The organism is Rummeliibacillus stabekisii (genome assembly GCF_007988965.1).
Lineage (GTDB): Bacteria > Bacillota > Bacilli > Bacillales_A > Planococcaceae > Rummeliibacillus > Rummeliibacillus stabekisii.
The window spans coordinates 190,442-215,747 of record NZ_BJVD01000002.1 but is presented as its reverse complement, the minus strand read 5'-3'; the positions used below and the strand labels follow the sequence as shown (position 1 = coordinate 215,747).

Here is a 25,306-nt window from a genome sequence, read left to right as displayed (position 1 = left end):
TATATAAGTAGGGAGAGAACACCTTGGGAAAAGTATACGTATTTGACCATCCATTAATTCAACATAAGCTAACATACATTCGTGATAAGAACACAGGTACAAAAGAGTTTCGTGAACTAGTAGATGAAGTGGCTACACTGATGGCATTTGAAATTACACGTGATATGCCAACAGAAGATATCGAAATCGATACACCAGTTACGAAAACAACTACACAAGTTTTATCCGGTAAGAAAATGGCAATTGTACCTATACTTCGTGCAGGCTTAGGTATGGTAGATGGGATGTTAAAATTAATTCCAGCTGCAAAGGTTGCGCATATTGGTCTTTACCGCGATCCAGAAACACTAAAACCTGTTGAATACTATGCAAAATTCCCAGCGGATATTGAAGAACGTGAATTTATTATTGTGGACCCAATGCTAGCAACAGGTGGATCTGCGATTGAAGCAATTGATTCACTAAAAAAACGTGGCGCTAAAAATATTAAATTTATGTGCTTGATCGCTGCTCCAGAAGGTGTAGAAGCTATTCATGAGCATCATCCGGAAATCGACATTTATATCGCGGCATTAGATGAAAAACTAAATGACCACGGTTATATTGTTCCAGGTCTTGGCGATGCTGGAGACCGTTTATTTGGCACAAAATAATGATTTCGCAAGGAGTGTTTTGATTGTCTAAAAAATGGAAAGTAATGACGGTATTTGGGACAAGACCAGAAGCAATAAAAATGGCGCCCCTTGTATTGGAATTGAAAAAGCATCCAGACAAGTTCGAAACTATTGTGACCGTAACTGCGCAGCATAGAGAAATGCTCGACCAAGTGCTGGAAACATTTCAAATCACCCCTGATTATGATTTGAACATTATGATAGAACGCCAAACCCTTGTTGATGTGACAACAAGGGGATTGGCAGGTTTAGATGCAGTTTTGAAGGAAGTAACTCCTGACATTATTCTTGTACATGGGGATACGACAACTACATTTATCGCAAGTCTTGCAGCCTTCTATAATCAGATTGCCATCGGACATGTCGAAGCGGGCCTTAGAACTGGCAATAAATATTCTCCGTTCCCGGAAGAAATGAATCGCCAGTTGACAGGGATTATGGCTGACATTCATTTTGCGCCAACTGAACAAGCGAAGCAAAATTTGTTGAGCGAAAATAAAAACGAACAAGCAATTGTTGTTACAGGTAATACGGCGATTGATGCGCTGCAAACAACCATTAAAGACAATTACACACATCCTATTTTAGAAAAAATCGGGAAAGATCGCATGATTCTGCTGACAGCCCATCGCAGAGAAAATCTTGGTGAACCGATGCGTCATATATTCAAAGCTGTTAAACGATTAATTGATGAATTTAATAATCTTCAAATTGTTTATCCGATTCATATGAACCCAGCTGTACGAGAAATTGCGAATGAAATACTTGGAGATGAATCAAGAGTTCATTTGATTGAGCCTTTAGAAGTATTTGATTTCCATAACTTTGCTAAAAGATCTTATATGATTTTGACTGATTCTGGCGGGGTCCAAGAAGAAGCGCCGTCGCTTGGGAAGCCAGTCCTTGTCCTGCGTGATACCACAGAGCGTCCAGAGGGAATTCAAGCAGGGACATTGAAGCTAGCCGGAACAAATGAAGAAACCATTTATCAGTTAGCAAGTCAATTATTGACAAATGAAGAGGCATATAATGGCATGGCACATGCTGCTAATCCATACGGAGATGGGCATGCTTCTGAAAGAATAGTTGAATTTTTATACAAATATTTAACAACAAAATAAAGTAGCTTTTCTATTGTTAGGAAAAAATGCAAATTGCTAGTTAAGACCAACAGAAATTGGTTGTTTGATTTGCTTTTGCATGAATGAATGATAATTTCCAGAACACCTTATAAACTTTTTAGAGTTTATAAGGTGTTTTTCTTATTTATATCATTTTTTTAATATATTATTATCGTTTCTTGTAAGAGTGTTTATAACTATGTTTCGAGGATGGAATTAAATCTACCATTCAACCAAAAATAGTAAAAGGATAATAATGCTTAAATATTTGTCTACTATTTGACAAATTAGGCATCTTGTGAAGATTTTCTCAATAACCAATTGACATGAAATATTCACTATTGTATGCTTACAAAGGGTAAGAATGATAAGGGTTTCATAGAAAAAACTCTTTGAAAATCTTTTGATACCAAGTTTCTACTAAATGTGCAGTGAAAATAGGTTTACTGCAGAATTTTAGCGGTTTTTGTACGTCTAGTCGATGTCAAAAGTAAAGCGGTTTCCTCTGGTCTATTTATCATATTTACTTTTTGTGAATAGTGTTATTTTGTCTATTGGGTCGCTAGTAGTATTTTACTACTTAACTGACATCTATTCGGTGGTCAGCTATTACTTCCATCATTCGAAAATAAGATTCAGGAGATTAAAGACCAATGCTTGAAATGCATCAGATTTTTGCACGGCAAAAGAAAATGTTATTTTTTTTGCTCGCATTTTGTGCGCTAGGCTGGGGCTTCACATCTTTTAAAACAGTATTCGCTGGTCTCATAGTAGGCGTGCTTTTTGGTCATTATAACTTTTGGATTCTAGTCCGAAGAATGGAAAAATTTGACCGTGCGTTAAGTGAAGAAAAAAGGGCTCCTGGTTTAGGTTCCGGCTTACGTTTTGCCTCTGGTTTCGCAGCGGCAGCAGTCGCACTTACGTGGCCTACATATTTTCACTTAGTAAGCGTTGTCATTGGGCTAATGATTCCGTACGTTCTGCTTTTAGTAGACAGGATCGTATTTCATGTAAAAAACCAATAAGCACAGTTGAAAGTGAGGTGAATACAAAGTGGAACACAACAATCCGCATTGGGAATTATGGGGATTAGATTTTAACCCGGCAAACTTATTAGTTTTGCTTGTCACAGCTTTAATTGTTTTTCTAATCGCTTTCATTTCTACAAGAAGCCTAAAGTTAAAGCCGACAGGCATGCAAAACTTTATGGAATGGGTTATGGATTTTGTGAAAAATATTATCAACAGTAATATGGACTGGAAAACTGGCGGAAGGTTCCATGTATTGGGCATCACGCTGATTATGTTCATTTTTGTTGCTAACATGTTAGGTCTTCCATTCTCAGTCAAAGTTAATGGATACTTATGGTGGAAATCACCAACAGCAGATCCTACTATTACAATGACTCTAGCAGTATTGATTCTCGTATTATCAAACTACTACGGCGTGAAAATGCGCGGTATGAGTAATTACATCGGGACATTCACAAAACCAATGTTATTCTTATTCCCTTTGAAAATTATTGAAGAGTTTGCGAATACGTTAACGTTGGGTCTACGGCTCTATGGTAACATCTATGCAGGTGAAATTCTACTAGGATTGCTTGCAGGACTGGCTACTATGTGGTCAGGTTGGGGCTTTGCAGCAGCAGCCATCCCAACATTAGTATGGCAAGGATTCTCCGTCTTTATCGGTTCAATCCAAGCATTTATTTTCGTTATGTTAACAATGGTTTATATGTCTCACAAAGTGAGCGAAGACCATTAAGTATAAATTTGTCTGGCATTTGCTAGGCAGCTGACAACCACAAAAATACAAACAATTTCCAAGGAGGAAAATTAACAATGGGTTTATTAGCAGCAGCAATCGCAGTTGGTTTAGGTGCACTTGGCGCAGGTATCGGTAACGGTTTAATCGTTTCAAGAACAGTAGAAGGAATCGCTCGTCAACCAGAAGCTCGTGGCGTTCTTCAAACAACAATGTTCATCGGGGTAGCATTAGTCGAAGCCCTTCCAATCATCGCGGTAGTTATCGCATTTATCGTAATGAACAAAGGTTAATCGTCTTTAACTGTTTTATCAAATGGCGAAGAAAATTCCATTTATTGAATCCTTCGCCATTCCTTTATGTCTTAAGGGAAAATGACTCAGAATGTATATCTTATACAAAGATTCAATCATAAATGATATGAACTCTAGGCTCTTGAAGGGAGTGAAACAATCGTGTTTTTAGACTATCTATTACTAGGTGAAGCAGCTCATCCAGGTGTAAACTGGGGAGATATTCTTGCAACATTAGTAGTCTTTATCGTCCTAATGCTTCTTCTGAAAAAGTTTGCTTGGGGTCCTTTGATGGGCATTATGCAACAACGTGAAGAGCAAGTTGCGGGTGATTTAGAGGCAGCTGAAAAAAGCCGCCAAGAAACGAAACAATTACTGGAAGAACAACGCAGCCTTCTTAAAGAAGCGCGTGTAGAAGCACAAGCGATTGTTGAAAATGCGAAGAAACAAGCAGATCTTCAAAAAGAAGAGATTGTTTCAGCAGCTCGCAATGAAGCTGTGCGTTTACAAGAATCTGCTAAACGTGATATCGAAACAGAAAAAGAAAAAGCCATTGCCGCATTGCGCGAAGAAGTGGTTTCGCTTTCTGTTCTTGCAGCTTCAAAAGTGCTTAATAAAGAAGTATCCGAAGAAGATAATCGTTCACTAATCGAAGAAACGATTGCGAAGGCAGGGGAAAATCGATGAGCCAATCGACTGCTAGCACTCGTTATGCAAAAGCCTTATTTCAATTAGCTGTAGAACATAAATTGCTGAAAGAAGTAACAGAAGACTTACGTGAAGTGAAGATTGCCTTCAAAGAGAACGGCGAACTTTTCCAATTGCTAGATTCACCACGTATTGGCGATGAGAAGAAGAAAGCAATCCTTTCTGAACTTTTTGCTTCTGTACAGCCAATTATTGTGAATGCACTTAAATTGTTAGTTGATAAAAAACGCATTCATGAAGTGGTCAATGTAATTGATGCATTTATCGAACAAGCGAATGCTGCACAAGGCATTGCAGATGCGATTGTCTTCTCGACTCGTCCGCTTACAGAACAAGAAAAGAAACGCATTTCTGCCACATTCGCAGGATTGGTAGGAAAAAGTGCGCTCCATATTACAAACGAAATCGAGCCAGGCTTAATTGGTGGCATTCGAGTTCAAATCGGAAACCAGATTTACGATAATTCTGTTGCAACAAAGCTTACAGGCTTACAACGTAAATTGATCGGTTAATCCAATAAACATTAAAGAGGTGACAAACGTGGGCATCAAAGCTGAAGAAATCAGTGGACTTATAAAAAAACAGATGGAAAATTACCAATCTGAAATGCAAGTTAGCGAAGTGGGTACTATCATCACTGTTGGTGACGGTATCGCTCGTGCTCACGGCCTAGACAACGTCATGGCTGGAGAATTATTAGAATTCTCAACAGGTGTTCTTGGTATGGCACAAAACTTAGAAGAAAATAATGTCGGTATTGTTATTCTAGGACCAGCTAAAGGCATCAAAGAAGGCGATGAAGTACGTCGTACAGGTCGTATTATGGAAGTGCCAGTTGGTGAAGAACTAATTGGCCGTGTAGTAAACGCATTAGGCTTACCAGTGGATGGACTAGGTCCAATTCATACAACAAAAACTCGTCCAATCGAAAGCCCTGCTTTCGGCGTAATGGCACGTAAATCAGTTGATGAACCACTACAAACTGGTATTAAAGCGATTGACGCTTTAGTTCCAATCGGTCGTGGCCAACGTGAGTTAATCATCGGTGACCGCCAAACAGGTAAAACATCTGTTGCGATCGATACGATCTTAAACCAAGCTGACCAAAACATGACTTGTATCTATGTGGCAATCGGCCAAAAAGAATCTACAGTACGTAGCGTTGTTGAAACATTGCGCAAAAACGGAGCTTTAGATTACACAATCGTTATCACAGCTTCAGCATCATCTCCAGCTCCACTTTTATACCTAGCTCCTTATGCTGGTGTATCAATGGGTGAAGAGTTAATGCTTCAAGGCAAAGACGTACTTATCGTTTATGATGATCTGTCTAAACAAGCAGCAGCTTATCGTGAACTTTCATTACTATTGCGCCGTCCTCCAGGTCGTGAAGCTTACCCTGGTGACGTATTCTACTTACACAGTCGTTTACTTGAACGCGCTGCGAAATTAAACGAATCATACGGCGGTGGTTCAATCACTGCGCTTCCATTCGTTGAAACACAAGCAGGCGATATCGGTGCATACATTCCAACAAACGTAATCTCTATCACTGATGGACAAATCTTCTTACAATCAGACTTGTTCAACTCTGGTGTACGCCCAGCGATCAACGCAGGTCTTTCTGTATCTCGTGTTGGTGGTTCTGCTCAAATTAAAGCGATGAAAAAAGTTGCAGGTACGCTACGTCTTGACTTAGCGGCATACCGTGAGCTTGAATCATTCGCTCAATTCGGTTCAGACCTTGATGCGGCTACAAAAGCTAAACTTGAACGTGGTCAACGTACAGTAGAAGTACTGAAACAAGATCTAAATAAACCAATCAAAGTTGAAAAACAAGTAGTTATTCTTTACGCATTAACTAAAGGGTTCTTAGATGATATCCCAGTGCAAGATATTGTTCGTTTTGAACAAGAACTATATGCATGGTTAGATGCGAATGACGAAAAAGGCGCCGGCGTTTTAAATCAAATTCGCACAACAAAAGGCCTGCCATCTGACGAAGATATGGCATCAACTCTTAATGCATTCAAGAAAACTTTCGCTCCTTCAGCAGAGTAAGATTTTTTGATGCGGATTGATAAAATAAAACGGTAAGGTGGTGAAATACCAGTGGCATCATTACGCGAAGTAAAACAACGCATTAAATCTACAACGAGTACAAGTAAAATCACAAATGCCATGCAACTTGTGTCTTCTTCTAAAATGGCGCGTGCCGAAGCAAATGCTAAAGCATATGTTCCATATATGAATAAAATACAAGATGTTGTTGCAGCGATTGCAGCAGGCACACCAGATGGCTCACATCCTATGTTAGTCTCTCGTCCGGTGAAGAAAACGGCTTACTTGATTATGGCTTCAGATCGTGGGCTTGCAGGTGCATACAATTCGAATATTATTCGTACTGCACTAGACGCAATGAACCGTCATGGCCATACAAAAGAAAACGTCGTGATCTTTGCTGTGGGCCGTGTTGTTCGTGATTTCTTTAGTAAACAAGGCTTCACTGTCGTAGGAGAAGAAATCGGTTTGCCCGATCAACCTTCATTTGCGGATATTAAACAAATTGCTCGTAAAGCTGTTGGTATGTTCACAGACGGTACATATGATGAACTTTATATGTATTACAGTCACTTTATCAGTGCAATTGCCAACGAACCTACGGAGAAAAAAGTATTGCCAATTACGGATATAACTCCGTCAAGCGCTACAGGGGCAAGCTACGAATTCGAGCCATCAGGCGAAGCGATTCTAGAAGTATTGCTGCCTCAATATGCAGAAAGCTTGATTTACGGCGCGTTGCTAGACGGTAAAGCGAGTGAACATGCTGCACGTATGACAGCAATGAAGAGTGCTACAGATAACGCTCATGAATTAATCAATGACTTAACAATATTGTATAACCGTGCACGTCAAGCGGCGATTACACAAGAAATTACAGAAATCGTTGGCGGAGCTGCGGCCTTAGAATAGGCGAGCTTCCCCACTGCTGTAATAGTTCGATAGGAGGGAATACAAGTATGAACACAGGACACGTTCTTCAAGTAATGGGTCCAGTTGTCGATGTCCAATTCGACAACAACACATTGCCAGAAATAAACAATGCGCTAACTGTAGAAATCAAACGTCCAAATGAAGAAGCTGTAACGCTTACACTGGAAGTAGCTCTTCACTTAGGTGACAACGCTGTTCGTACAATCGCAATGTCATCTACAGATGGCTTGCAACGTGGCGCAGCCGTAACTGACAAAGGTGCTGCTATTTCAGTACCAGTTGGTGAAGCAACACTAGGTCGTGTATTCAACGTATTAGGTGAAACAATTGACTTAGACGCACCAATCACAGCAGATGTTCGCCGTGACCCAATCCACCGCGAAGCACCTACATTCGAAGAACTTTCAACAAATGTTGAAGTACTTGAAACAGGTATTAAAGTAGTTGACTTATTAGCTCCTTATATCAAAGGTGGTAAAGTCGGCCTATTCGGTGGTGCAGGTGTAGGTAAAACTGTACTAATCCAAGAATTAATCAACAACATCGCACAAGGGCACGGTGGTATCTCCGTATTCTCTGGTGTAGGTGAACGTACTCGTGAAGGGAACGACCTTTACTACGAAATGAGCGATTCTGGCGTTATCAAGAAAACAGCAATGGTATTCGGACAAATGAATGAGCCACCTGGTGCACGTATGCGTGTAGCTTTGACTGGTCTTACAATGGCTGAATACTTCCGTGATGAAATGGGACAAGACGTTCTACTATTCATCGATAATATCTTCCGTTTCACTCAAGCGGGTTCTGAGGTATCTGCGCTTTTAGGCCGTATGCCATCTGCAGTAGGTTACCAACCAACGCTTGCGACTGAAATGGGTCGTTTGCAAGAACGTATCACATCTACAAATAAAGGTTCTGTAACATCTATCCAAGCTGTATATGTACCAGCCGATGACTATACTGACCCGGCTCCTGCTACAACATTCGCTCACTTAGATGCAACAACAAACCTTGAACGTAAATTATCTGAAATGGGTATCTACCCAGCGGTTGACCCACTTGCGTCAACATCACGTGCGCTTTCTCCTGAAATCGTAGGGAAAGAACACTATGATGTAGCTCGTCAAGTACAATCAACATTACAACGCTACAACGAATTGCAAGATATCATCGCAATCCTTGGTATGGACGAGTTGTCTGATGAGGATAAATTGATTGTTGGCCGCGCACGCCGAATTCAATTCTTCTTATCACAAAACTTCCACGTGGCAGAACAATTCACTGGCCAAAAAGGATCTTACGTACATGTAAAAGATACTGTACGCGGATTCAGAGAAATTCTAGATGGCAAGTACGATAAATTACCAGAAGATGCATTCCGACTTGTAGGTCCAATCGAAGAAGTAGTTGCGAAAGCAAAAGATATGGGCGTAGAACTTTAATACTAGGGACTTGGAGGAAAAAATATGAAGACAACTGTAGTCAACATTGTCACTCCTGACGGCCCAGTATACGATTCAGAAGTAAGCATGGTTATTGTGAAGACTGTAACTGGTGAAATGGGTATTCTGCCTGGACATATTCCAACAGTAGCTCCTTTAGCAGTTAGTGCTGTTCGACTTAAAAAAGACAACAGTATGGATGTTGTAGCAGTAAGCGGCGGCTTTGTTGAGATTCGTCCTGATAAAGTGACAATCCTAACACCTTCTGCAGAAGGTGCTGATCAAATTGATATAGCACGTGCGAAGGAAGCTGTAAAACGTGCTGAAAGCCGACTTCAAAGCAAGCAAGATGACATTGATTTCAAACGTGCGGAATTATCTCTAAAACGCGCGATGAATCGTATCAACGTTAAAGAGGGTAACATCTAAGTAATAAAGTGAAACTTCAATTGGCTGGGTTTTCTTCATTCCTTGCTGATAGTAAGTATTCTATTCGGGTTTTTGGAGACAGCGATCTCCATCTGAACTTTTTGATGATGGAAAGTCTTACTGCCCTTTAAGCCGGATAAAATTAACTTTTTAAGCGAGCAGGATATTCTGCTCGCTTTTTTACAAGTATTAAGGAGGGATGTTATGAACACAATTACAACAATGGTTGGCCAAAATGCACTAATTAGCATATGTTCACATATTTTCTTTATTGCTATTACCTTTTATGCATTGCAAGCATTTAGGGTGGAGAACATCTTTAAAAAAAATCATGTATTCCAAATACAGCTTGTTTTTATTTTATTGAGCATTGCCATTGGTGCAACTGTGTCAAATTTCTTTCTTGCAATTGCAGCATGGTCTAAACAATTGCCATATTTATTTAATTAAAGCTATTCTGTATGCAAAAGAAATAATGGCACAAACTGATTATACAAACATTCAATCCGGATGATGTATTATAATAGATGTATGCACTTATACAAATTTGATGCATCATACATTATTTCTTTTGCATAAAGCGTAACATTGCCTGGGAAATAAATTGTCGTAAGTTGTTTTATCCAAGAAAATGACGGGTACCTAAGTTGGGTGCGGAATTTTAGAAAATCTTTACACACTTCCAAAGTATTTTACGTAATATAGGAATACTATAGTTATTTATTCGTAGACTGCTAAAATAGTGTAAACGGTGCTTGTCTTTATCCAGAAAAAGCTGTATTATGTAATTTGCTTTGTTACTAATTATTTACAATGATGATTTAAAAAATGGATGAATTTGATGGACTGAAACATAAATATGGATATTTAGAATAAGTTCGGAGGGACATATTGTGGAGAAAATTGTTGTAAAAGGCGGTAAGGTGTTAAGCGGGAAAGTAAAAGTAGAAGGAGCAAAAAACGCTGTTCTACCAGTTCTAGCAGCATCGTTATTAGCATCTGAAGGAAAAAATATAATTAAAAACGTGCCGAACTTGGCCGATGTTTATACAATAGATGAAGTACTAAAAAGCTTAAATGTTCAATTATCTTTCTCAAGTGAGGAAAATATTGTTGAAATTGATGCTTCGGCACAATTATCATCTGAAGCTCAATTTGAGTTTGTACGCAAAATGCGTGCGTCTATTTTGGTGATGGGTCCGCTTCTTGCCCGCAATGGCTATGCGCGTGTAGCAATGCCTGGTGGCTGTGCAATCGGTTCTCGCCCAATTGATCAGCATTTAAAAGGCTTTGAACTAATGGGAGCTAAAATTTCTACTGGCCATGGCTATGTAGAAGCACACACAGAAGGCCGATTAAAAGGCGCTAAAATTTACTTGGATTTCCCAAGTGTTGGAGCGACAGAGAACATCTTGACAGCTGCTGCGCTAGCTGATGGTACGACAATTATCGAAAATGCTGCAAAAGAGCCGGAAATTGTCGATTTAGCGAATTTCATCAATGAAATGGGCGGTAAAGTAGTCGGCGCTGGTACGGATACAATCCGTATCGAAGGTGTTGAAACATTATATGGTACAATACATTCTATTATTCCTGACAGAATTGAAGCAGGCACATTCATGGTTGCAGCTGCAATTACTGGCGGAGATGTACACATTGAAAATGCAGTACCAGAGCATATGACAGCCTTAATTTCTAAAATGGTGGAAATGGGCGTCGAAATTGAGGAAGAAGGAGAAGGCTTGCGCGTCCGTGCAACACATCCATTAAAAGCAGTTGATGTGAAAACAATGCCACATCCAGGATTCCCTACTGATATGCAATCACAGCTTATGTCTTTAATGCTTGTTGCAGAAGGTGCAAGTGTTATAACAGAAACTGTTTTTGAAAATCGTTTCATGCATGTAGAAGAATTCCGTCGTATGAACGCGAATGCTAAAATCGATGGCCGCTCTGTTATGATTGATGGACCATGCAAATTGCAAGGTGCAGAAGTAGCAGCGACAGATTTGCGCGCAGCTGCAGCATTGATTCTAGCTGGCTTAGTTGCTGAAGGCATTACACGCGTGTCAGAACTGAAGCATCTGGACAGAGGATATGTTAATTTCCATACAAAATTAGCGGCTCTAGGTGCTGATATTGAACGTATCTCTACAGAAGAAGTCTTTGCCAAAGAATTGCAAGTTAATTCATAAAAAATGAAAAAAACTCATTGCATGTATGCACTGAGTTTTTTTATTTTGGGGAAATGTATAAGCCCTTAATCAGAGCCTGTGACCCCAGTGTCAGTAAAAGATCTTCGAGTGGTTCGAATAAGCGGTTGAGTGACTTGAATAGAGACCTGAGTGTCCTAAAAAGGAGCCTGAATGACCCGAATGGAGCCAGTGACCGTAAAAGCGCCTCGAGTGGGTCGAAAAATCAACTGAGTGACCTCAAAAGGAGCCTGAGTGACTCGAATAGAGGCCAGTGACCGTAAAAGTCCCTCGAGTGGGTCGAATAATCAACTGAGTGTCCTGAATAGCAGCATGAGTGACCTCAAAAGGAGCCTGAGTGACCCAAAAAGAGCCAGTGACCGTAAAAGCGCCTCGAGTGGGCCGAATAATCGGTTGAGTGACCCGAATAGCGATCTGAGTGACCCAAAAAGAGGACTGAGTGACCCAAATAGACCCGAGTGTCCGCAAAAGAGCTTCGAGTGGGTAGAAAAATCAACTTAGTGACCTGAATAGCAGCCTGAGTGTCCCAAAAAGAAGCCTGAGTGTCCCTAAAATCATTCCCAAGCCATAATCAACCCACCTCTACCTGTCCTAACCCCAACTCCAACAGTCAAACTGATGCCCCACCTCTTTATGCATAATCAATAAAAACCATACATATAATTCACTATGAAAAAAATACACCTATATATCCTCATTTCAATCGTCGCATTGTTTTTACTGCCAACTATTGTGATTAAACAAAAAGCCAAGGAGAAAGTACCAGTACAAACACACGTCGCACGGCCTTTAAAAAGTGGACAAGATACTGTGAAAGAAAAAGATGGAAGCTGTCCGATTACTATTCAAATAGTGGGCCAAAAGGAAACGTACCCGCTAGAAGAATATATAGTAGGAGTTGTGGCGGCAGAAATGCCCGCTTCTTTTGATTTGGAAGCTTTAAAGGCTCAGGCCATTGCGTCAAGGACATTTGCTTTAAAACGAACAAGCTTCGGCAAAAGTAAGATTGAACCAACTGTTTCTGCCCAGGCTTATGCAAGTCCTGCACAGCGCAAAAAAGATTGGGGTGCCAATTACCAAAAGAACGAAAAAAAGATCCGCAAAGCTGTACAAGCAACAAAGGGACAAGTACTTACTTATAAAAAGGATCTTATTACAGCTATGTTTTTCTCGACTAGTAATGGCCAAACGGAGAGCGCCAAAAGCTACAGTGGACAAGTGGTTCCCTATCTGCAGTCCGTAACTGTGCCAACAAGCGAAAAAGAATCACCGCGTTTTCACACCAACTATACATTCACGCTGATGCAATGGAATAACGCGTTCAATCAACAGTGGACGAAATCTCAAATCTACAATATAAAGATTGCACGGAATTCTTCGGGCAGAGTGAAGTATATAGCTTCGGGTACAAAAAAGTGGACAGGCAGAGAAGTGAGAGAAAAATTGCAGCTTGCTTCATCTGATTTCACCGTTGCTTGGGATACTGACACGAAAAAGGTCAAAGTCCAAACAACAGGATATGGACATGGTGTAGGTATGAGTCAATACGGAGCAAAAGCTCTTGCAGAAAAGGGGGCGAGCTCGAGCGAAATATTGCATCATTTCTATCAACACGTAAAAATAGAAAAATTAAAAAAATCTTCTTCTCTATGTTTAAACTCTCAAGCTATTGACAAGAATAGCAAATGAGGTGATGAACATGAGAGAGGAAAATAAAAAACCTACTCCACAAAAGAAAAATGTAACAAAACAACGCTGGTTCTGGCCAGTTATTTATGCAAGCTTTGCAGTATTGCTTGTTGCCGGTGTTTGGGGCTACTCAGCATTAACCAATTCTTCAAAACCATTGACAGGCAGCAAGTTAACAGCAACAAATGGTGCAAAGTCACCGACTGTCGAAACAAATGCACAAACGGAATCTTTGCAGTATCCATTTAAAGATGCACTTTTAAAAGACGCTAAAGTTGTACAGGACTATTACGATGTAGAAGCAAATGAAGAATCAAGAGCAGGCGCATTGCTTGTCTTTAACCAAACATTTACGACAAGCGATGGCATCTCTATTGCTGTCAACGGTGAAAGCTTTGATGTATTAGCAGCATTAAGCGGTAAAGTAGAAGAAGTGAAGAGTGATCCATTTATCGGGAATGAAATCACGATTTCACATTCGAATGGCATGACAACTGTTTATAGCTCTGTCTCAGATATCGCTGTTAAAAAAGGCGATAAAGTGGATCAAGGACAAGTTATCGGTAAAACAACTGATAACCAATACAACCCAGCTGCAGGAAATCATTTATACTTTGAAGTAATGCAAGAAGGCAAGCACATCAACCCAACAAGTTTACTTGCTTTTTAGAAAATTCAATTCACCCAAGTTCTAAGCATACGATTTTAAACATATGGTAAAGAAACGTTCGTACATTGTGGAAAGGAAGAGAATGTGCACGAACATATTCGCAACCGCTGTTTAAAACTCGGTTTTATGCTGAAGGAAACTAAGCAAACCGTAAGAGCCTTAGCACAAAAGACTGGTTACTCCAAAAGTACCATTCATAAGGATCTTACAGAAAGATTGATGCTGGTGAATGAAGAATTAGCGAAAGAAGTAAGCGAGATCTTAGCTTACCACAAATCCATCCGTCATATACGCGGTGGAGAAGCAACTCGGCAAAAATGGTTGACGCACCATGCCGATAATAAGACACCTTCGCAACAAGATTAGCGGGGGTGTTTTTTTTATTTTGAGCAGGTGGAAAACCCGCCAAAAAGCCCATAATATGGAGAAATAATAGATGTAATTGCGTATAGGCTATGCTAAAATATTCTAGATACATATATATATAAACGTGCGAAAGAACAGTTAGGAAAGGTGAAATTATGTTTTCGAGAGATATAGGAATCGATTTAGGTACGGCCAATGTGCTAATTCACTTAAAAGGGAAAGGTATCGTTTTGAACGAACCCTCCGTTGTAGCACTAGATCAAAAAACAAACGAAGTATTGGCTGTTGGCGAAGAAGCACGCAAGATGGTCGGCCGTACGCCTGGAAACATTGTGGCGATCCGTCCTTTAAGAGATGGTGTCATTGCTGATTTTGATATGACAGAGTCTATGCTTCGCTACTTTATCAATAAACTGAATATCAAAGGATTTATGTCTAAACCTCGTATTCTTATTTGCTGTCCTACAAATATTACAAGTGTTGAACAAAAAGCGATTCGGGAAGCAGCAGAGAAATCTGGTGGACGCAACGTGTTTTTAGAAGAAGAACCAAAAGTCTCAGCAATTGGTGCGGGAATGGATATTTTTCAGCCAAGCGGCAATATGGTTATTGATATAGGCGGAGGCACTACGGATGTAGCAGTCTTATCTATGGGCGACATCGTAACATCAGAATCTATCAAAGTGGCCGGGGATTTGTTTGACCATGATATCTTCCAATATATCAAGAAAAAATACAAACTCCTGATTGGTGAAAGAACAGCGGAGAATATTAAAATCACAATCGGTACAGTCTATCCGGAAGGACGCAATGAATCCATGGAGATTCGTGGCCGAGATTTGGTAACAGGTCTGCCAAGAACTTTAGAAGTCCATTCGCATGAAATTGAACAAGCTTTACAAGAATCCGTATCACTTATCATACAATCAGCCAAAAATGTACTCGAAAAAACGCCTCCAGAGCTCTCAGCAGACATTATAGACCGTGGGGTAATGGTAACGGGCGGAGGAGCGCTACTTCACGGCTTAGACCGTTTATTGGCCGAGGAAATTAAAGTACCTGTCTTCATTGCTGAAAACCCTATGGACTGTGTAGCGATAGGTACAGGAATAATATTAGAAAATATTGACCGAACACCTAAACGTATGAAATAATTAGCCGAAATAAAAAAATGATAGAATCAATAAAAATATACTAAGTAAATTTAATTTATAATATAAAGATTCAACTACGATACTCATTGACGAACGATTACTATATACATTCCAGCTGGAAGGATGAATGAAATGTTTCGTGGATTTTACACGGTCGCTACCGGCATGATTGCAGAGCAGCGGCGCACTGAACTATTATCGAATAATATTGCCAATGCTAATACTCCTGGGTTTAAAGCAGATCAATCAACTATCCGCGCGTTTCCGGATATGCTGATGTCAACCATTACAAAAAGCGGTCCTGCAAATCGCCAGAATGGCTATGAAGGCAGTTCCGTTAAACAAATTGGCGCGCTCGGTACAGGCACATACATGCAAGAAACGCTGCCAGACTATACGCAGGGCCAAATCACCGCGACAGATATGCCAACGGATGTAGCATTAGTAGACGGCAATCTCCCTGTAAACGAAGAAACGGGCACAAAGGGAGCGATATTTTACCGTTTACAAAATGAAGCGGGTAATGAGGCATATACACGTAATGGCAGCTTTACTCTTGATGCTGCTGGCAATCTAGTAAACTCACAAGGTTTATTTGTCCTTTCAGATCAAGGCCAAAAGATTAATTTACAAAGCGATGACTTTCAAATTCGAGAGAATGGGGATGTTTATGAGCAAGGACGAAGAGTGGCTAAACTCGGAATTGCCTATTCTGATGAACCGGATACACTAGCAAAACGTGATGCAGGGCTTTATTATACAAATAATGGTGATAATCTTCCTTCAGCTTATACAGTGAACGGTGTACAATTTTCAACGAAACAAGGCTATATTGAACGCTCCAATGTTGATTCAGCACGCACGATGACGGATATGATGACAGCCTATAGAGCATTTGAAGCAAACCAAAAGATACTTCAAGCATATGACCGAAGCATGGATAAAGCAGTCAATGAAATCGGCAAGGTATAAGCATTGGCTTTGGAGGGATATTAAGTGATCAGAACAATGGCGTCTGCTGCCAATACAATGGGGCAATTACAGCAACAGCTGGATACAATCAGTAACAACATATCTAACAGCAACACGCATGGCTTTAAAGCGAAGGAAACAAAATTTGGCGAACTGCTATACCAACAGTTCGATAATGATGATAAAGATAAAGCACCACGGCAATCACAGCCCGGTATCCGCATAGGGGTCGGAGCAGGTCTTGCACAAGCGCAAATTAATTCAAAACTCGGCACATTTCAACAAACTGGTCGAGTACTTGATTTTTCTTTGTCGAAAGAAAGACAATATTTTAATGTCTTGATGCCAGATGGCAACGCTACTAAAACTGTCTACACTAGACAAGGAGATTTTTATCTCTCACCAACAGATAATGGGAATGTGATGCTTGTCAATAACGATGGGTATCCAATTGCTGATTCTAGAGGAAATGCAATTCAATTGCCGGACGGCGCAAAAGAATTCAGCGTAACAGCAGACGGGAATTTAAATGTTCAGTATAATAATAGAAGTGTTAAAATAGAGTTAGGTGTAACTCAAATTCAAAAGCCGGAGCTAATGGAACATATTTCAGGCACTTATATCGGTTTGCCTGAGAACTTCGGTGAATTTGGTGTTCAAGAAGCTTCAGTGCTCCAAAATTTGCAAGGCGGAAACCGAAACCAAATCGCCATGCAAAATGGTGGTCTTGAAGCATCTAATGTAGATATTTCGAAAGAGATGTCCGATCTCATTAATACTCAGCGTTCATACCAATTTAACGCACGTACCATTACAATGGCTGATCAAATGATGGGGCTAGTAAATGGGATTCGATAAGTAGAGGAGAATTTTGTAATGGCAAATAATACAACAGAACAAAAAACTGAAAATCCAACTCGTGCCGCTAAAACTCGCAAAGAAGCGAAACAGCAAAAGCAAGCAGGTGTTGGAGAAAGAGACGGAAACTGGGTCACTAGAGGTATTTTATCCATCGGCATCAGAATCCTAATTGTTGTTGTTTTACTAGCTATTGCAGTCATCGCCGGAGCTATGATTGGCTATGGCGTTATCGGTGATGGCAACCCATTTGGCGTTTTTAAACCAGAGACTTGGGAACATGTCTTTGATCTTATGAACGGCAAATAGGCAGTTGATTTATAGAGGAGGAAGAGCATTGCTAACTGCAGAACAAATCCAACAAATATTGCCGCACCGCTATCCATTTCTTTTAGTGGACCGGATTACAGAAGTAGAAGAAGGCAAACGTGCTGTCGGCATTAAAAATGTATCAATTAATGAGCCTTTCTTTAATGGGCATTTCCCAGGCTATCCTGTAATGCCTGGCGTACTTATTATTGAAGCAATGGCACAAGTAGGCGGCGTTGCCTTATTGAGTTCAGATGACTTTAAAGGTCGTCTAGCCTTCCTAACAGGTATAGACAACGCACGTTTTAAACGTCAGGTAGTCCCTGGTGACCAGCTTCATATTGAAGTAGAATTCACAAGAATTCGCGGCACAATGGGAAAAGGCCATGCAAAAGCAACTGTGGATGGAGAGCTTGCTAGTGAAGCGGATATCCTATTTGCAATTGGACCTGCAGCTCCAAAAGAATAAAGTCCTGCTTTTAAAAAGTTTTTTTAGTTGTAAGGATAGTTTTCCTCTTTCCGTTCATACTATTCTTGAATCGCACACAGCGTGTCGTGGTTTAAGATTATATGCTGGAAGGAGGATTTTAGTATGTGGAGAAAATCAGCAGGCGTTTTAATTTGTACTGCCATTCTATTGGTTGGGTGCAATAACAAAAAAGCAGTAGAAGATACACGTACGGAAACACCGATGGAGGACGTCAACCGTGATGTTAACACTGGCAATACAGATGACGGCGTTACAAATGACGGTGTAAACAACGGCGCTCAAAACGGCAGTACAACAACTGACATTGAGCAAGGCGTGAACAATGGCATGACAGACGTTGAAGAAGGCGTCAATGATGTCACTGAAGATGTAGAACGTGGCGTTAATGATGTGTTGCCAGGCAACCAGCCAACACCTAATGACCGTATGGTAACAGATGATGAAGCTACAAACGGCAATAATGTACATCATGATAACGATGACAATAAATAGAAAGGGTTAACACCCTATAGAAAAAAGATGATTTCTGTTAAGAGATCATCTTTTTTTCGTGTTTTTATTTTAATTTTTTTCGATTATGTAAATCAGACTTGAATCGTTCAAGCAATACATTGCCCGTTAAGCCCTCTTCTACAAGTTCAAGCAATAGCTGCTCAGCGTACTGCCTTCTGTTGGAATTTAGTGTACCTTTCAACAAGACAGATACATGGCCAGTATCGGGCATTTCCGTAATGTTATGGACAACAACACGGAAGTAAGCAGGTTCATTGTCCGGATAAGAAATCACTGCACGGACGTCAAGGATGTCATCTGTCCCAAGATATTTAGCAAAATCGTCGGCATACTGAGCATCCATATACATCTCTAGAATCCAATATTTATGGCTATTTTCTTGATTGATAATAATCCCGTCTATGAGCGGGTATGACGTGAACTGATTTTCTTCTAACAACTCTAATGATAGCATTTTGAATGTCTTTATAATAATCACCGCCAATCTTTCAAAAAATATAGTATATGACACAAATGTTAGTTATGTTTGATGATTCCGAGAATTTTTGCTTTATTATTTGGTCTAGATAGTAGATGTCATTATTATAACATGAAAAAAAGCTAAAATAGATTTTTACGTTTTTTCCTGCATGAGGAAAACAGCATAACGCTCCGTTTCTCCAGAAACAAAATTGAATATCGAATCAAAATATAGGTTGAAATTTGTTTTCGCTATTTTGCTAAAACGTAGCCACTTCCGTATGATAGGTATAACTTAAGCGGGAGGAGGTGAAGGGGTGAATCAAGTTGCTCTTGTGGGGAGGATAACAAAAGATCCAGACTTGAGGCGATTAGCGGAAGGTAGGATGGCAACAAGCTTTACCATTGCCATAAATCGCAAGTTCAAAAATGCGAATGGTCAGGTTGAAGCTGACTTTGTATCTTGTGTTGTATGGGGCAAGCTCGCTGCGAATGTTGTCAAGTATTGCGGAAAAGGCTCATTAATTGGGGTTGGTGGCCGGTTGCAATCAAGGTCTTATGACCGTGACGATGGTAAGCGAGTATATTTAACAGAAGTGGTAGCGGATGAAGTTCGTTTTATCGCATTGAAGAACCGCGAAGAACATACACAAAAAGGAACTCAGAGGGCAACAACTCAAAATAACGTACCACAGGGCTTTGTATTACCGACAGAAGAAGTAGAAGGGTTGCCGATTGTATAATGCGGCAAAGGTTGTAATGATAGCTCCTATGGCAAGACCGCGCCAATGGGTTTGATGAATTGTTCTAAATAAAAAATTCAACCAAATGATCATCCACAGAACAATTCAAAAAAGGCTATTACAGGTACAGGGAAATTATGTGATGAAAGTAAAGCGTATTAAACAAATGTCTATGGGGAAGACAGCGGATGAAGTCATCGATTGTATGACTTTATCTGTACATAATAAAAAGGTTCTGCTGTAAATAGCAGAACCTTTTTTAATTTGGCTAAAAGTTAAATGACAATAAATCCTTGATCTCATTGTCATTTAGTTCCGTAATCCATTGGCTGGATTGGATTAATTCTTCCGACAACGATTGCTTTTCGGTTAATAATGTATCAATTTTTTCCTCTACCGTCCCAGTCGTCATGAACTTATGAACATGGACAAATTGGGTTTGGCCAATCCGGTACGCACGGTCTGTTGCTTGGTTTTCAACTGCTGGATTCCACCACCTGTCTGCATGGAGAACATGGTTAGCTGCAGTTAAATTCAGGCCTGTGCCCCCAGCCTTTAAGGACAAAATGAAAATGGGGAATTCGCCTTTTTGGAAAGACTCGACAAAATAATCACGCTGATTTTTTGGCATGCTGCCTGTTAAAAATGGCGCATCTATATCGTAGAGTTCTGTTAGACAATGCTGTATGAGCTGTCCCATTCCAATATATTGTGTAAAGATTAGGCACTGCTCACCATTGCCTGCAATATCGCCAGCCAGCGTAATAATACGATCCAGCTTCTCAGAGCGTTCCATCATTTCTTTGGCGTTCTCGAAAGGCTCCTTTAAATAAAGAGCAGGATGGTTACACAGCTGCTTCAACTTATTAAGCATCTTTAAGATAAGCCCTTTTCTTTCAAAGCCTGAGAGTGTCTCCAGTTTTTGCACCGTTTCTTGTATAAAGCTTTCATAAAGCACGGCCTGCTCCTCTGTCAGTGGGCAATATTCCCGTTGTTCCACTTTGTCAGGCAAATTGAGCATAAGGGCAGGATCCTGCTTGGTACGTCGCAGCAGGAACGGCTGGATTTTCTTACGTAAACGGTGTTTATGGACTTCTGAATCATCTCGCTCAATCGGCGCTATATATTCTTCCTGGAAGCGTGAAAAGCTGCCCAGATAACCTTTGTATATAAAATCAAAGATCGCCCATAGTTCAGATAATCGGTTTTCAACGGGTGTACCAGTCAATGCTATATGATGTTTTCCACGCAATTTTCGAATCGCCTTCGATTGTTTTGTGTGCATGTTTTTAATGTTTTGCGCTTCGTCTAGCGTAACATTTGACCATTCTATTTTTTCAAGCATTTCTACATCCTGGGTGATGGTACCGTAGGTTGATAACACAATTTGCGGTTTTTCACGCTGCAAATGATCGTAAAATGTTTGGTCCTTCAAACGTGTTGGACCATAATGCATATAGACCTTTAGGGTAGGAGCAAATCGTGCTAATTCTTTTTGCCAGTTGCCAAGCACAGAGGTTGGACAAATAATCAGAGATGGTGATGCTTCTTTGTTTTCATCATAGATATGCAGCAAATAAGAAATAAGCTGTACGGTTTTCCCGAGACCCATATCATCAGCTAAGCAAGCACCGAATTGTTGGTCGTGCATAAAGGATAGCCATTCAAATCCTTCTTGTTGATAAGGACGTAATTCTGCATGTAGATTTTGAGAGATGGGAACTTGTGGCAGTCCTTTTTTATCCACAAGTTTCTTAACATACTCTCGCAGGGACTTTTGCATTTCGAATTGGAAGAATGGATCATCTGCTTCCTCTTCTTCCTCGTCGTCAAGCGGGATGGTTAGCTCTTCCGGCAACTCTTGGAACAAAAGATCTTTCACTGTCCAATTCTCCGATTCGGCTTTATCCATCAGCTTGCGAATCTCTTGCATCCACTGTGCATCTACGCGTACCCATTCTGTACCAGCTCTGATGAATTCACGATTATCATTCACCATCTGTTGGAAGTCTTCCATTGAAATCTCTTGGCCATTTAAAGATAGCTTCCAGTTAAATGTTAAGATTTCTTGCAGGCCGGCAGCTGATTTATAGTTTGATGCAGTATTCGCGGTTGCCCGCACTTTGAAGCGAGAGTCCTTCAGCTCTTTCAGCCATGCAGGCAGAACAATTTCAAAACCTAATGCTTGAAGCCTCGCGAAATCTGACCGTAAAAACTCTCGAACATCCGCATCTTTTAACCGAGATGAAAGGAACTTCTCAGAGTCAACGTCTTGCATATATGCTTGATCTCTCAACAGGTCGATCATTTGCTGTTGCAACTGATGAATGCCGATTGCATAGTTCTTCCACTTTTCAGGAAGAGCATTTTCAATTTTCAAGGTACGTTTTCGCACTGGTGGAGCCCAGTAATTCATACTTTTCTTGCCTCGAATGACGGTTTCAAGATGCCATTCATCTTCGTTTTCTGCTGGCTCTCTTAGCCTCATGCCAACATAAATCTCATCCTCAACAGTTTTGGAATGGATAGGCCAACCGCCATTTCGGAAATAAGATAAAAGGGAAGGGATTTCTCCAATGGCAAGCCCCAATTCGACTAGCTTTTGGGCCAAGGCTGTATTCACTAATTGTGAAGCTTGTTCGTTAATTGGCAATTGGAGGGCAAGCTGGTCTTCTTGCACTGATACATAATCCCAAAGATCCTCGCTATACCAATATTTTGACGCAGTAGAAGCTGCCTCTATCCTTTCGTTTGAAGCCTTATCTGCTCCTTCAATAGAAATAAAAGGATGCCTTTGCTGGGCTGAGAACAGCTCGATGAATTCCAGTGGTGTCACTGTAACCGTATCGTCTGTATGGACTGCTGTTAGGCCATAAAAGGATGCCTCGTATTGATAAAAAAGGAAAGATAGCCACTCATCAACATTCATAGGTGTGCCGTGCTCATCAAGCGATTGGATCGTGTAGGACTGGCCATTTTCAGTTTTGATTTCCACTAGCAAGGTTTTCAAAAATGAAGCTGGCACTTTTGATTGTAATGTCATAGCTTGAGGTTTCCTTTCTCGATTTCTTCTTGCAATGCTCGCAGGCGCTTATATTGCTTTTTCGTTTGGTCGATGTATTGATTCCAAAACTCGTTCTTTCCGCTTTTTTTGGCAGCGGTCTTCATTTTTTTCCATACTTGTACTGCCTGTTTATAATGCTGACGGGATTTTTGGCCCAATTCATTCATCGCCAAAGAATGGTATAGCGGCAAAAGTACTTCCGGTTTTTGCTCTACGACTGTTTTGAGACCGCAATTTTCCAGATATCCGAGTGAGGAAGGGAAGCGGTGATGAAGTGCCGACCATTCAGTGAATCGACCGCGTTCAACTAAAAAGAGCGAATAGGGCTGCAACCCATACGTGCCTGCTGCTGCAAATAAAACTTCCGCTTCTTCGTCATTAAGATTGATATAAGAACATAGCCTATGGAAAGCCCCCACAAAGTTTGGGCGGTAACGAATTGAAATATGGTTATTTATAAAAGTATCTAAGTGAGGAAGCATTGTACGCAAAATCATTGAAAGTGCTTCATAATCGTTATTGTGTGCGGCAAATTGAGCCAAGTCGAGCCATAGCAGCAGGTCTTCCGAGTTCATCTTCGAAAGCTCACGACCTAGTTCCTCATAATTTTTCAGCATAATATAAAACATAGACTCTATGCTTTCAATACGAACATCATCCGCTACTTGCGTAGTTTGCCGGATTGTTTGTAGCTCATTCTCACGTCTCGCTTTTTCGTTAAACATTGATTCCCAGAAGTTCTTGTAAATCATTAAACGATGTCCAAAAAAGCCCTTTTCCTGCAAAGTAAATCGGCGAACCATCGCCTGAAGTGTATCGTAAAATGGATCTGTTGCAAAAAGACGGGATTTTGAAGAAGTCGTCCGTATATGCTCCCTAATATTTTCCTTTTCGTTATCGATAAAGCGAATGATATAGCCACCATAGGATTTATGGACATCTTCTAAGTGCTTCCACGTATGAATTACTAGTGCCATATGTGTGAAAAGCTTAAACAAACTTTGCCATTCGCGTTCGAGAGGCGTCTCACGAAAAACTTGGCGCTGCATATCTTGAAAAATACTCTCCAGCAAGTATGGAGTGAGCGATGTTTGACGAAATAAGTTGGCCTTATACACTCTTTCTACTAGAGCTAACCAAGATTCAGGCGACCGTTCATCTTTTAGGAGATGAAGCTGTGTAGATTTACTTCTGCGGAAGTTATCTAGCCAGTCTGATAAAGAGTCAATATATTGATACAGAACAAAAATGGCTGCCACTTTATGGCGGCACCATATTTCTCTTGGACAGTTGCATGATATGCGATCAGTATTCATGTTTAATTGAACTAGTGTTGGCATAGCGTCTTGCACCACAAATTGAATTGTATTTTGTGTTTCGCTAAACGTGTTGATTTTCACATAATTATGGCGCGCCAAAAAGGCTGCACGCCGTACTAATTCTTCATCCTCAGCATCGCTGGCATGAAGTTGTAAAGCTATTTCGGCCATTTGATTGCGTATAAAGCCTTCATATCTGTTGGCCACTTCAGAAATATTCATATTCATAGTGATCGCTCCTGAAAAAAACTTTCCTTTCATTATATCGCTATTTAAGGTCTGCCGTAAATGCCTTTGAACCGTTTCGCCAAAAGCCTTCATAATTGTGCAAATGAATTTAAAAACATTCAGAAAAGGCGACAAAGATTTTTGTGTCATGATTAAAGGTTACATGATATATTGTTAATAATCAGAATATTCCTTATAAGGAGGGGAATAGAATGTTGGAAGTGAAAAGAATGGAACCATTCTACACAAAGCGAGATGGCGCAAGGCTCAAAATGGTTTTTGCCTATCAATATTTCTCCATAATAAAGGACGAAGAAGTATTTCATTTCATCCCTATAGAAGGTAAGGAAATTGTGATTAATTTATCCACTTTGCGCATCGAGAATTTGTCAGAAGTCTTTGTATTTCAAAAAGGCAGCCGTTTTCTTCGATTGCCCTTACATGAATTGATGTTAACATCGGATGTAAATAAACATTTGGAGTTAATATTAGATGATCTTGAATTAAAAAGAGATGAACAGCTGAGCGCCCCTTCAGAGATGGATTTGCTGATAAAAGAACTGGAAGACATTAATCGCTTACAGTTGATTGACAAAGCACTAGCAGAGCGAGATGAAGAGTTATTCTATACTCTTGCAAAAGAGATCGCACCAATGGAGGACGCACAGGTTGAACAATAAGTTAAACAATTAAGAAGCACCTAATCTCTAAAGATTGGGTGCTTTTGCTATATAAAAAAATTATCTATTATAATTAGGGGAACATTATCCAATTAAGAGAAGGATAAATAGCAAGATTAATAGTATGGCGAGGAAACAACAATAAACCCAT

Annotated in this window: 27 protein-coding genes; 24 read left to right on the top strand and 3 right to left on the bottom strand. The window is 40.3% G+C overall.

Annotated elements, in window-relative coordinates:
* The first annotated feature begins 23 nt into the window (after positions 1-23).
* From upp to RST01_RS06690, 22 genes are all read left to right on the top strand, one after another.
* Complete coding sequence (upp, locus tag RST01_RS06795; protein WP_066791742.1) at positions 24-653, top strand: uracil phosphoribosyltransferase; 630 nt, start codon at positions 24-26, stop codon at positions 651-653.
* A 23-nt stretch (positions 654-676) separates the two neighbouring features.
* On the top strand, positions 677-1,795 hold the full coding sequence (wecB, locus tag RST01_RS06790; protein WP_147195410.1) for a non-hydrolyzing UDP-N-acetylglucosamine 2-epimerase: 1,119 nt from the start codon (positions 677-679) through the stop codon (positions 1,793-1,795).
* Positions 1,796-2,448: 653 nt separating this feature from the next.
* Entirely contained in the window at positions 2,449-2,820 is a 372-nt protein-coding gene (locus RST01_RS06785) for an ATP synthase subunit I (RefSeq protein ID WP_066791744.1), read from the top strand.
* A gap of 28 nt (positions 2,821-2,848) precedes the next feature.
* Positions 2,849-3,562 carry a F0F1 ATP synthase subunit A gene (atpB, locus tag RST01_RS06780; protein ID WP_147195408.1) on the top strand — a complete coding sequence of 238 codons (714 nt, stop codon included), beginning with the start codon at positions 2,849-2,851 and terminating at the stop codon, positions 3,560-3,562.
* Positions 3,563-3,639: 77 nt separating this feature from the next.
* The gene (gene atpE / locus RST01_RS06775; RefSeq protein ID WP_147195406.1) at positions 3,640-3,855 is read left to right on the top strand and encodes a F0F1 ATP synthase subunit C; all 216 of its coding nucleotides are present in this window, start codon (positions 3,640-3,642) and stop codon (positions 3,853-3,855) included.
* A 162-nt stretch (positions 3,856-4,017) separates the two neighbouring features.
* The gene (gene atpF / locus RST01_RS06770; protein ID WP_147195405.1) at positions 4,018-4,542 is read left to right on the top strand and encodes a F0F1 ATP synthase subunit B; all 525 of its coding nucleotides are present in this window, start codon (positions 4,018-4,020) and stop codon (positions 4,540-4,542) included.
* Positions 4,539-5,075, top strand: coding sequence for a F0F1 ATP synthase subunit delta (locus RST01_RS06765; RefSeq protein WP_147195403.1), 537 nt, complete (start codon positions 4,539-4,541; stop codon positions 5,073-5,075). Before atpF ends, RST01_RS06765 begins: the two co-directional genes overlap by 4 nt.
* Positions 5,076-5,103: 28 nt before the next feature.
* Positions 5,104-6,624: a F0F1 ATP synthase subunit alpha gene (gene atpA / locus RST01_RS06760; RefSeq protein ID WP_066791749.1), complete on the top strand. Its 1,521-nt coding sequence runs from the start codon at positions 5,104-5,106 to the stop codon at positions 6,622-6,624.
* A gap of 51 nt (positions 6,625-6,675) precedes the next feature.
* Positions 6,676-7,536, top strand: coding sequence for an ATP synthase F1 subunit gamma (gene atpG / locus RST01_RS06755; protein WP_147195401.1), 861 nt, complete (start codon positions 6,676-6,678; stop codon positions 7,534-7,536).
* 47 nt (positions 7,537-7,583) lie between these two features.
* Positions 7,584-8,999 carry a F0F1 ATP synthase subunit beta gene (atpD, locus tag RST01_RS06750; protein WP_066791751.1) on the top strand — a complete coding sequence of 472 codons (1,416 nt, stop codon included), beginning with the start codon at positions 7,584-7,586 and terminating at the stop codon, positions 8,997-8,999.
* 24 nt (positions 9,000-9,023) lie between these two features.
* Positions 9,024-9,428 carry a F0F1 ATP synthase subunit epsilon gene (locus tag RST01_RS06745; RefSeq protein WP_147195399.1) on the top strand — a complete coding sequence of 135 codons (405 nt, stop codon included), beginning with the start codon at positions 9,024-9,026 and terminating at the stop codon, positions 9,426-9,428.
* Between the two features lie 204 nt (positions 9,429-9,632).
* On the top strand, positions 9,633-9,878 hold the full coding sequence (locus tag RST01_RS06740) for a DUF1146 family protein (protein WP_066791753.1): 246 nt from the start codon (positions 9,633-9,635) through the stop codon (positions 9,876-9,878).
* 443 nt (positions 9,879-10,321) lie between these two features.
* On the top strand, positions 10,322-11,623 hold the full coding sequence (gene murA, locus RST01_RS06735) for a UDP-N-acetylglucosamine 1-carboxyvinyltransferase (protein WP_147195397.1): 1,302 nt from the start codon (positions 10,322-10,324) through the stop codon (positions 11,621-11,623).
* 687 nt (positions 11,624-12,310) lie between these two features.
* Entirely contained in the window at positions 12,311-13,330 is a 1,020-nt protein-coding gene (gene spoIID, locus RST01_RS06730) for a stage II sporulation protein D (RefSeq protein ID WP_147195396.1), read from the top strand.
* A gap of 10 nt (positions 13,331-13,340) precedes the next feature.
* On the top strand, positions 13,341-14,000 hold the full coding sequence (locus tag RST01_RS06725; protein WP_147195395.1) for a M23 family metallopeptidase: 660 nt from the start codon (positions 13,341-13,343) through the stop codon (positions 13,998-14,000).
* A gap of 84 nt (positions 14,001-14,084) precedes the next feature.
* Positions 14,085-14,366: a sporulation transcriptional regulator SpoIIID gene (locus RST01_RS06720; protein ID WP_066791757.1), complete on the top strand. Its 282-nt coding sequence runs from the start codon at positions 14,085-14,087 to the stop codon at positions 14,364-14,366.
* Positions 14,367-14,521: 155 nt separating this feature from the next.
* A complete protein-coding gene (locus RST01_RS06715; protein WP_147195393.1) occupies positions 14,522-15,520 on the top strand; it encodes a rod shape-determining protein in 999 nt (332 codons plus the stop codon).
* A 132-nt stretch (positions 15,521-15,652) separates the two neighbouring features.
* Positions 15,653-16,492: a flagellar hook-basal body protein gene (locus RST01_RS06710; RefSeq protein WP_147195391.1), complete on the top strand. Its 840-nt coding sequence runs from the start codon at positions 15,653-15,655 to the stop codon at positions 16,490-16,492.
* A 24-nt stretch (positions 16,493-16,516) separates the two neighbouring features.
* The gene (locus RST01_RS06705) at positions 16,517-17,350 is read left to right on the top strand and encodes a flagellar hook-basal body protein (protein WP_147195389.1); all 834 of its coding nucleotides are present in this window, start codon (positions 16,517-16,519) and stop codon (positions 17,348-17,350) included.
* An 18-nt stretch (positions 17,351-17,368) separates the two neighbouring features.
* Positions 17,369-17,659, top strand: a complete 291-nt coding sequence (locus tag RST01_RS06700; RefSeq protein ID WP_066791761.1) for a DNA-directed RNA polymerase subunit beta — start codon at positions 17,369-17,371, stop codon at positions 17,657-17,659.
* 28 nt (positions 17,660-17,687) lie between these two features.
* On the top strand, positions 17,688-18,128 hold the full coding sequence (gene fabZ, locus RST01_RS06695) for a 3-hydroxyacyl-ACP dehydratase FabZ (protein ID WP_066791762.1): 441 nt from the start codon (positions 17,688-17,690) through the stop codon (positions 18,126-18,128).
* Between the two features lie 123 nt (positions 18,129-18,251).
* Complete coding sequence (locus RST01_RS06690) at positions 18,252-18,641, top strand: hypothetical protein (RefSeq protein ID WP_147195387.1); 390 nt, start codon at positions 18,252-18,254, stop codon at positions 18,639-18,641.
* A 64-nt stretch (positions 18,642-18,705) separates the two neighbouring features.
* On the opposite strand, the gene RST01_RS06685 is transcribed toward RST01_RS06690, so the two are convergent.
* Positions 18,706-19,140, bottom strand: coding sequence for a YwpF family protein (locus RST01_RS06685; RefSeq protein WP_307723578.1), 435 nt, complete (start codon positions 19,138-19,140; stop codon positions 18,706-18,708).
* Positions 19,141-19,438: 298 nt separating this feature from the next.
* On the opposite strand from RST01_RS06685, the gene RST01_RS06680 reads away from it, so the two are divergent.
* Positions 19,439-19,864 carry a single-stranded DNA-binding protein gene (locus RST01_RS06680; protein WP_147195385.1) on the top strand — a complete coding sequence of 142 codons (426 nt, stop codon included), beginning with the start codon at positions 19,439-19,441 and terminating at the stop codon, positions 19,862-19,864.
* A 268-nt stretch (positions 19,865-20,132) separates the two neighbouring features.
* On the opposite strand, the gene RST01_RS06675 is transcribed toward RST01_RS06680, so the two are convergent.
* Together RST01_RS06675 and RST01_RS06670 are read right to left on the bottom strand one after the other, a co-directional pair.
* Positions 20,133-22,907 carry a DEAD/DEAH box helicase gene (locus RST01_RS06675; RefSeq protein ID WP_147195382.1) on the bottom strand — a complete coding sequence of 925 codons (2,775 nt, stop codon included), beginning with the start codon at positions 22,905-22,907 and terminating at the stop codon, positions 20,133-20,135.
* Positions 22,904-24,475, bottom strand: coding sequence for an SWIM zinc finger family protein (locus RST01_RS06670; RefSeq protein WP_147195380.1), 1,572 nt, complete (start codon positions 24,473-24,475; stop codon positions 22,904-22,906). Before RST01_RS06670 ends, RST01_RS06675 begins: the two co-directional genes overlap by 4 nt.
* Positions 24,476-24,687: 212 nt before the next feature.
* Here RST01_RS06670 and RST01_RS06665 point away from each other — a divergent pair, with 212 nt between their 5' ends.
* The gene (locus tag RST01_RS06665) at positions 24,688-25,155 is read left to right on the top strand and encodes an IDEAL domain-containing protein (protein ID WP_066791767.1); all 468 of its coding nucleotides are present in this window, start codon (positions 24,688-24,690) and stop codon (positions 25,153-25,155) included.
* Positions 25,156-25,306: the final 151 nt, after the last annotated feature.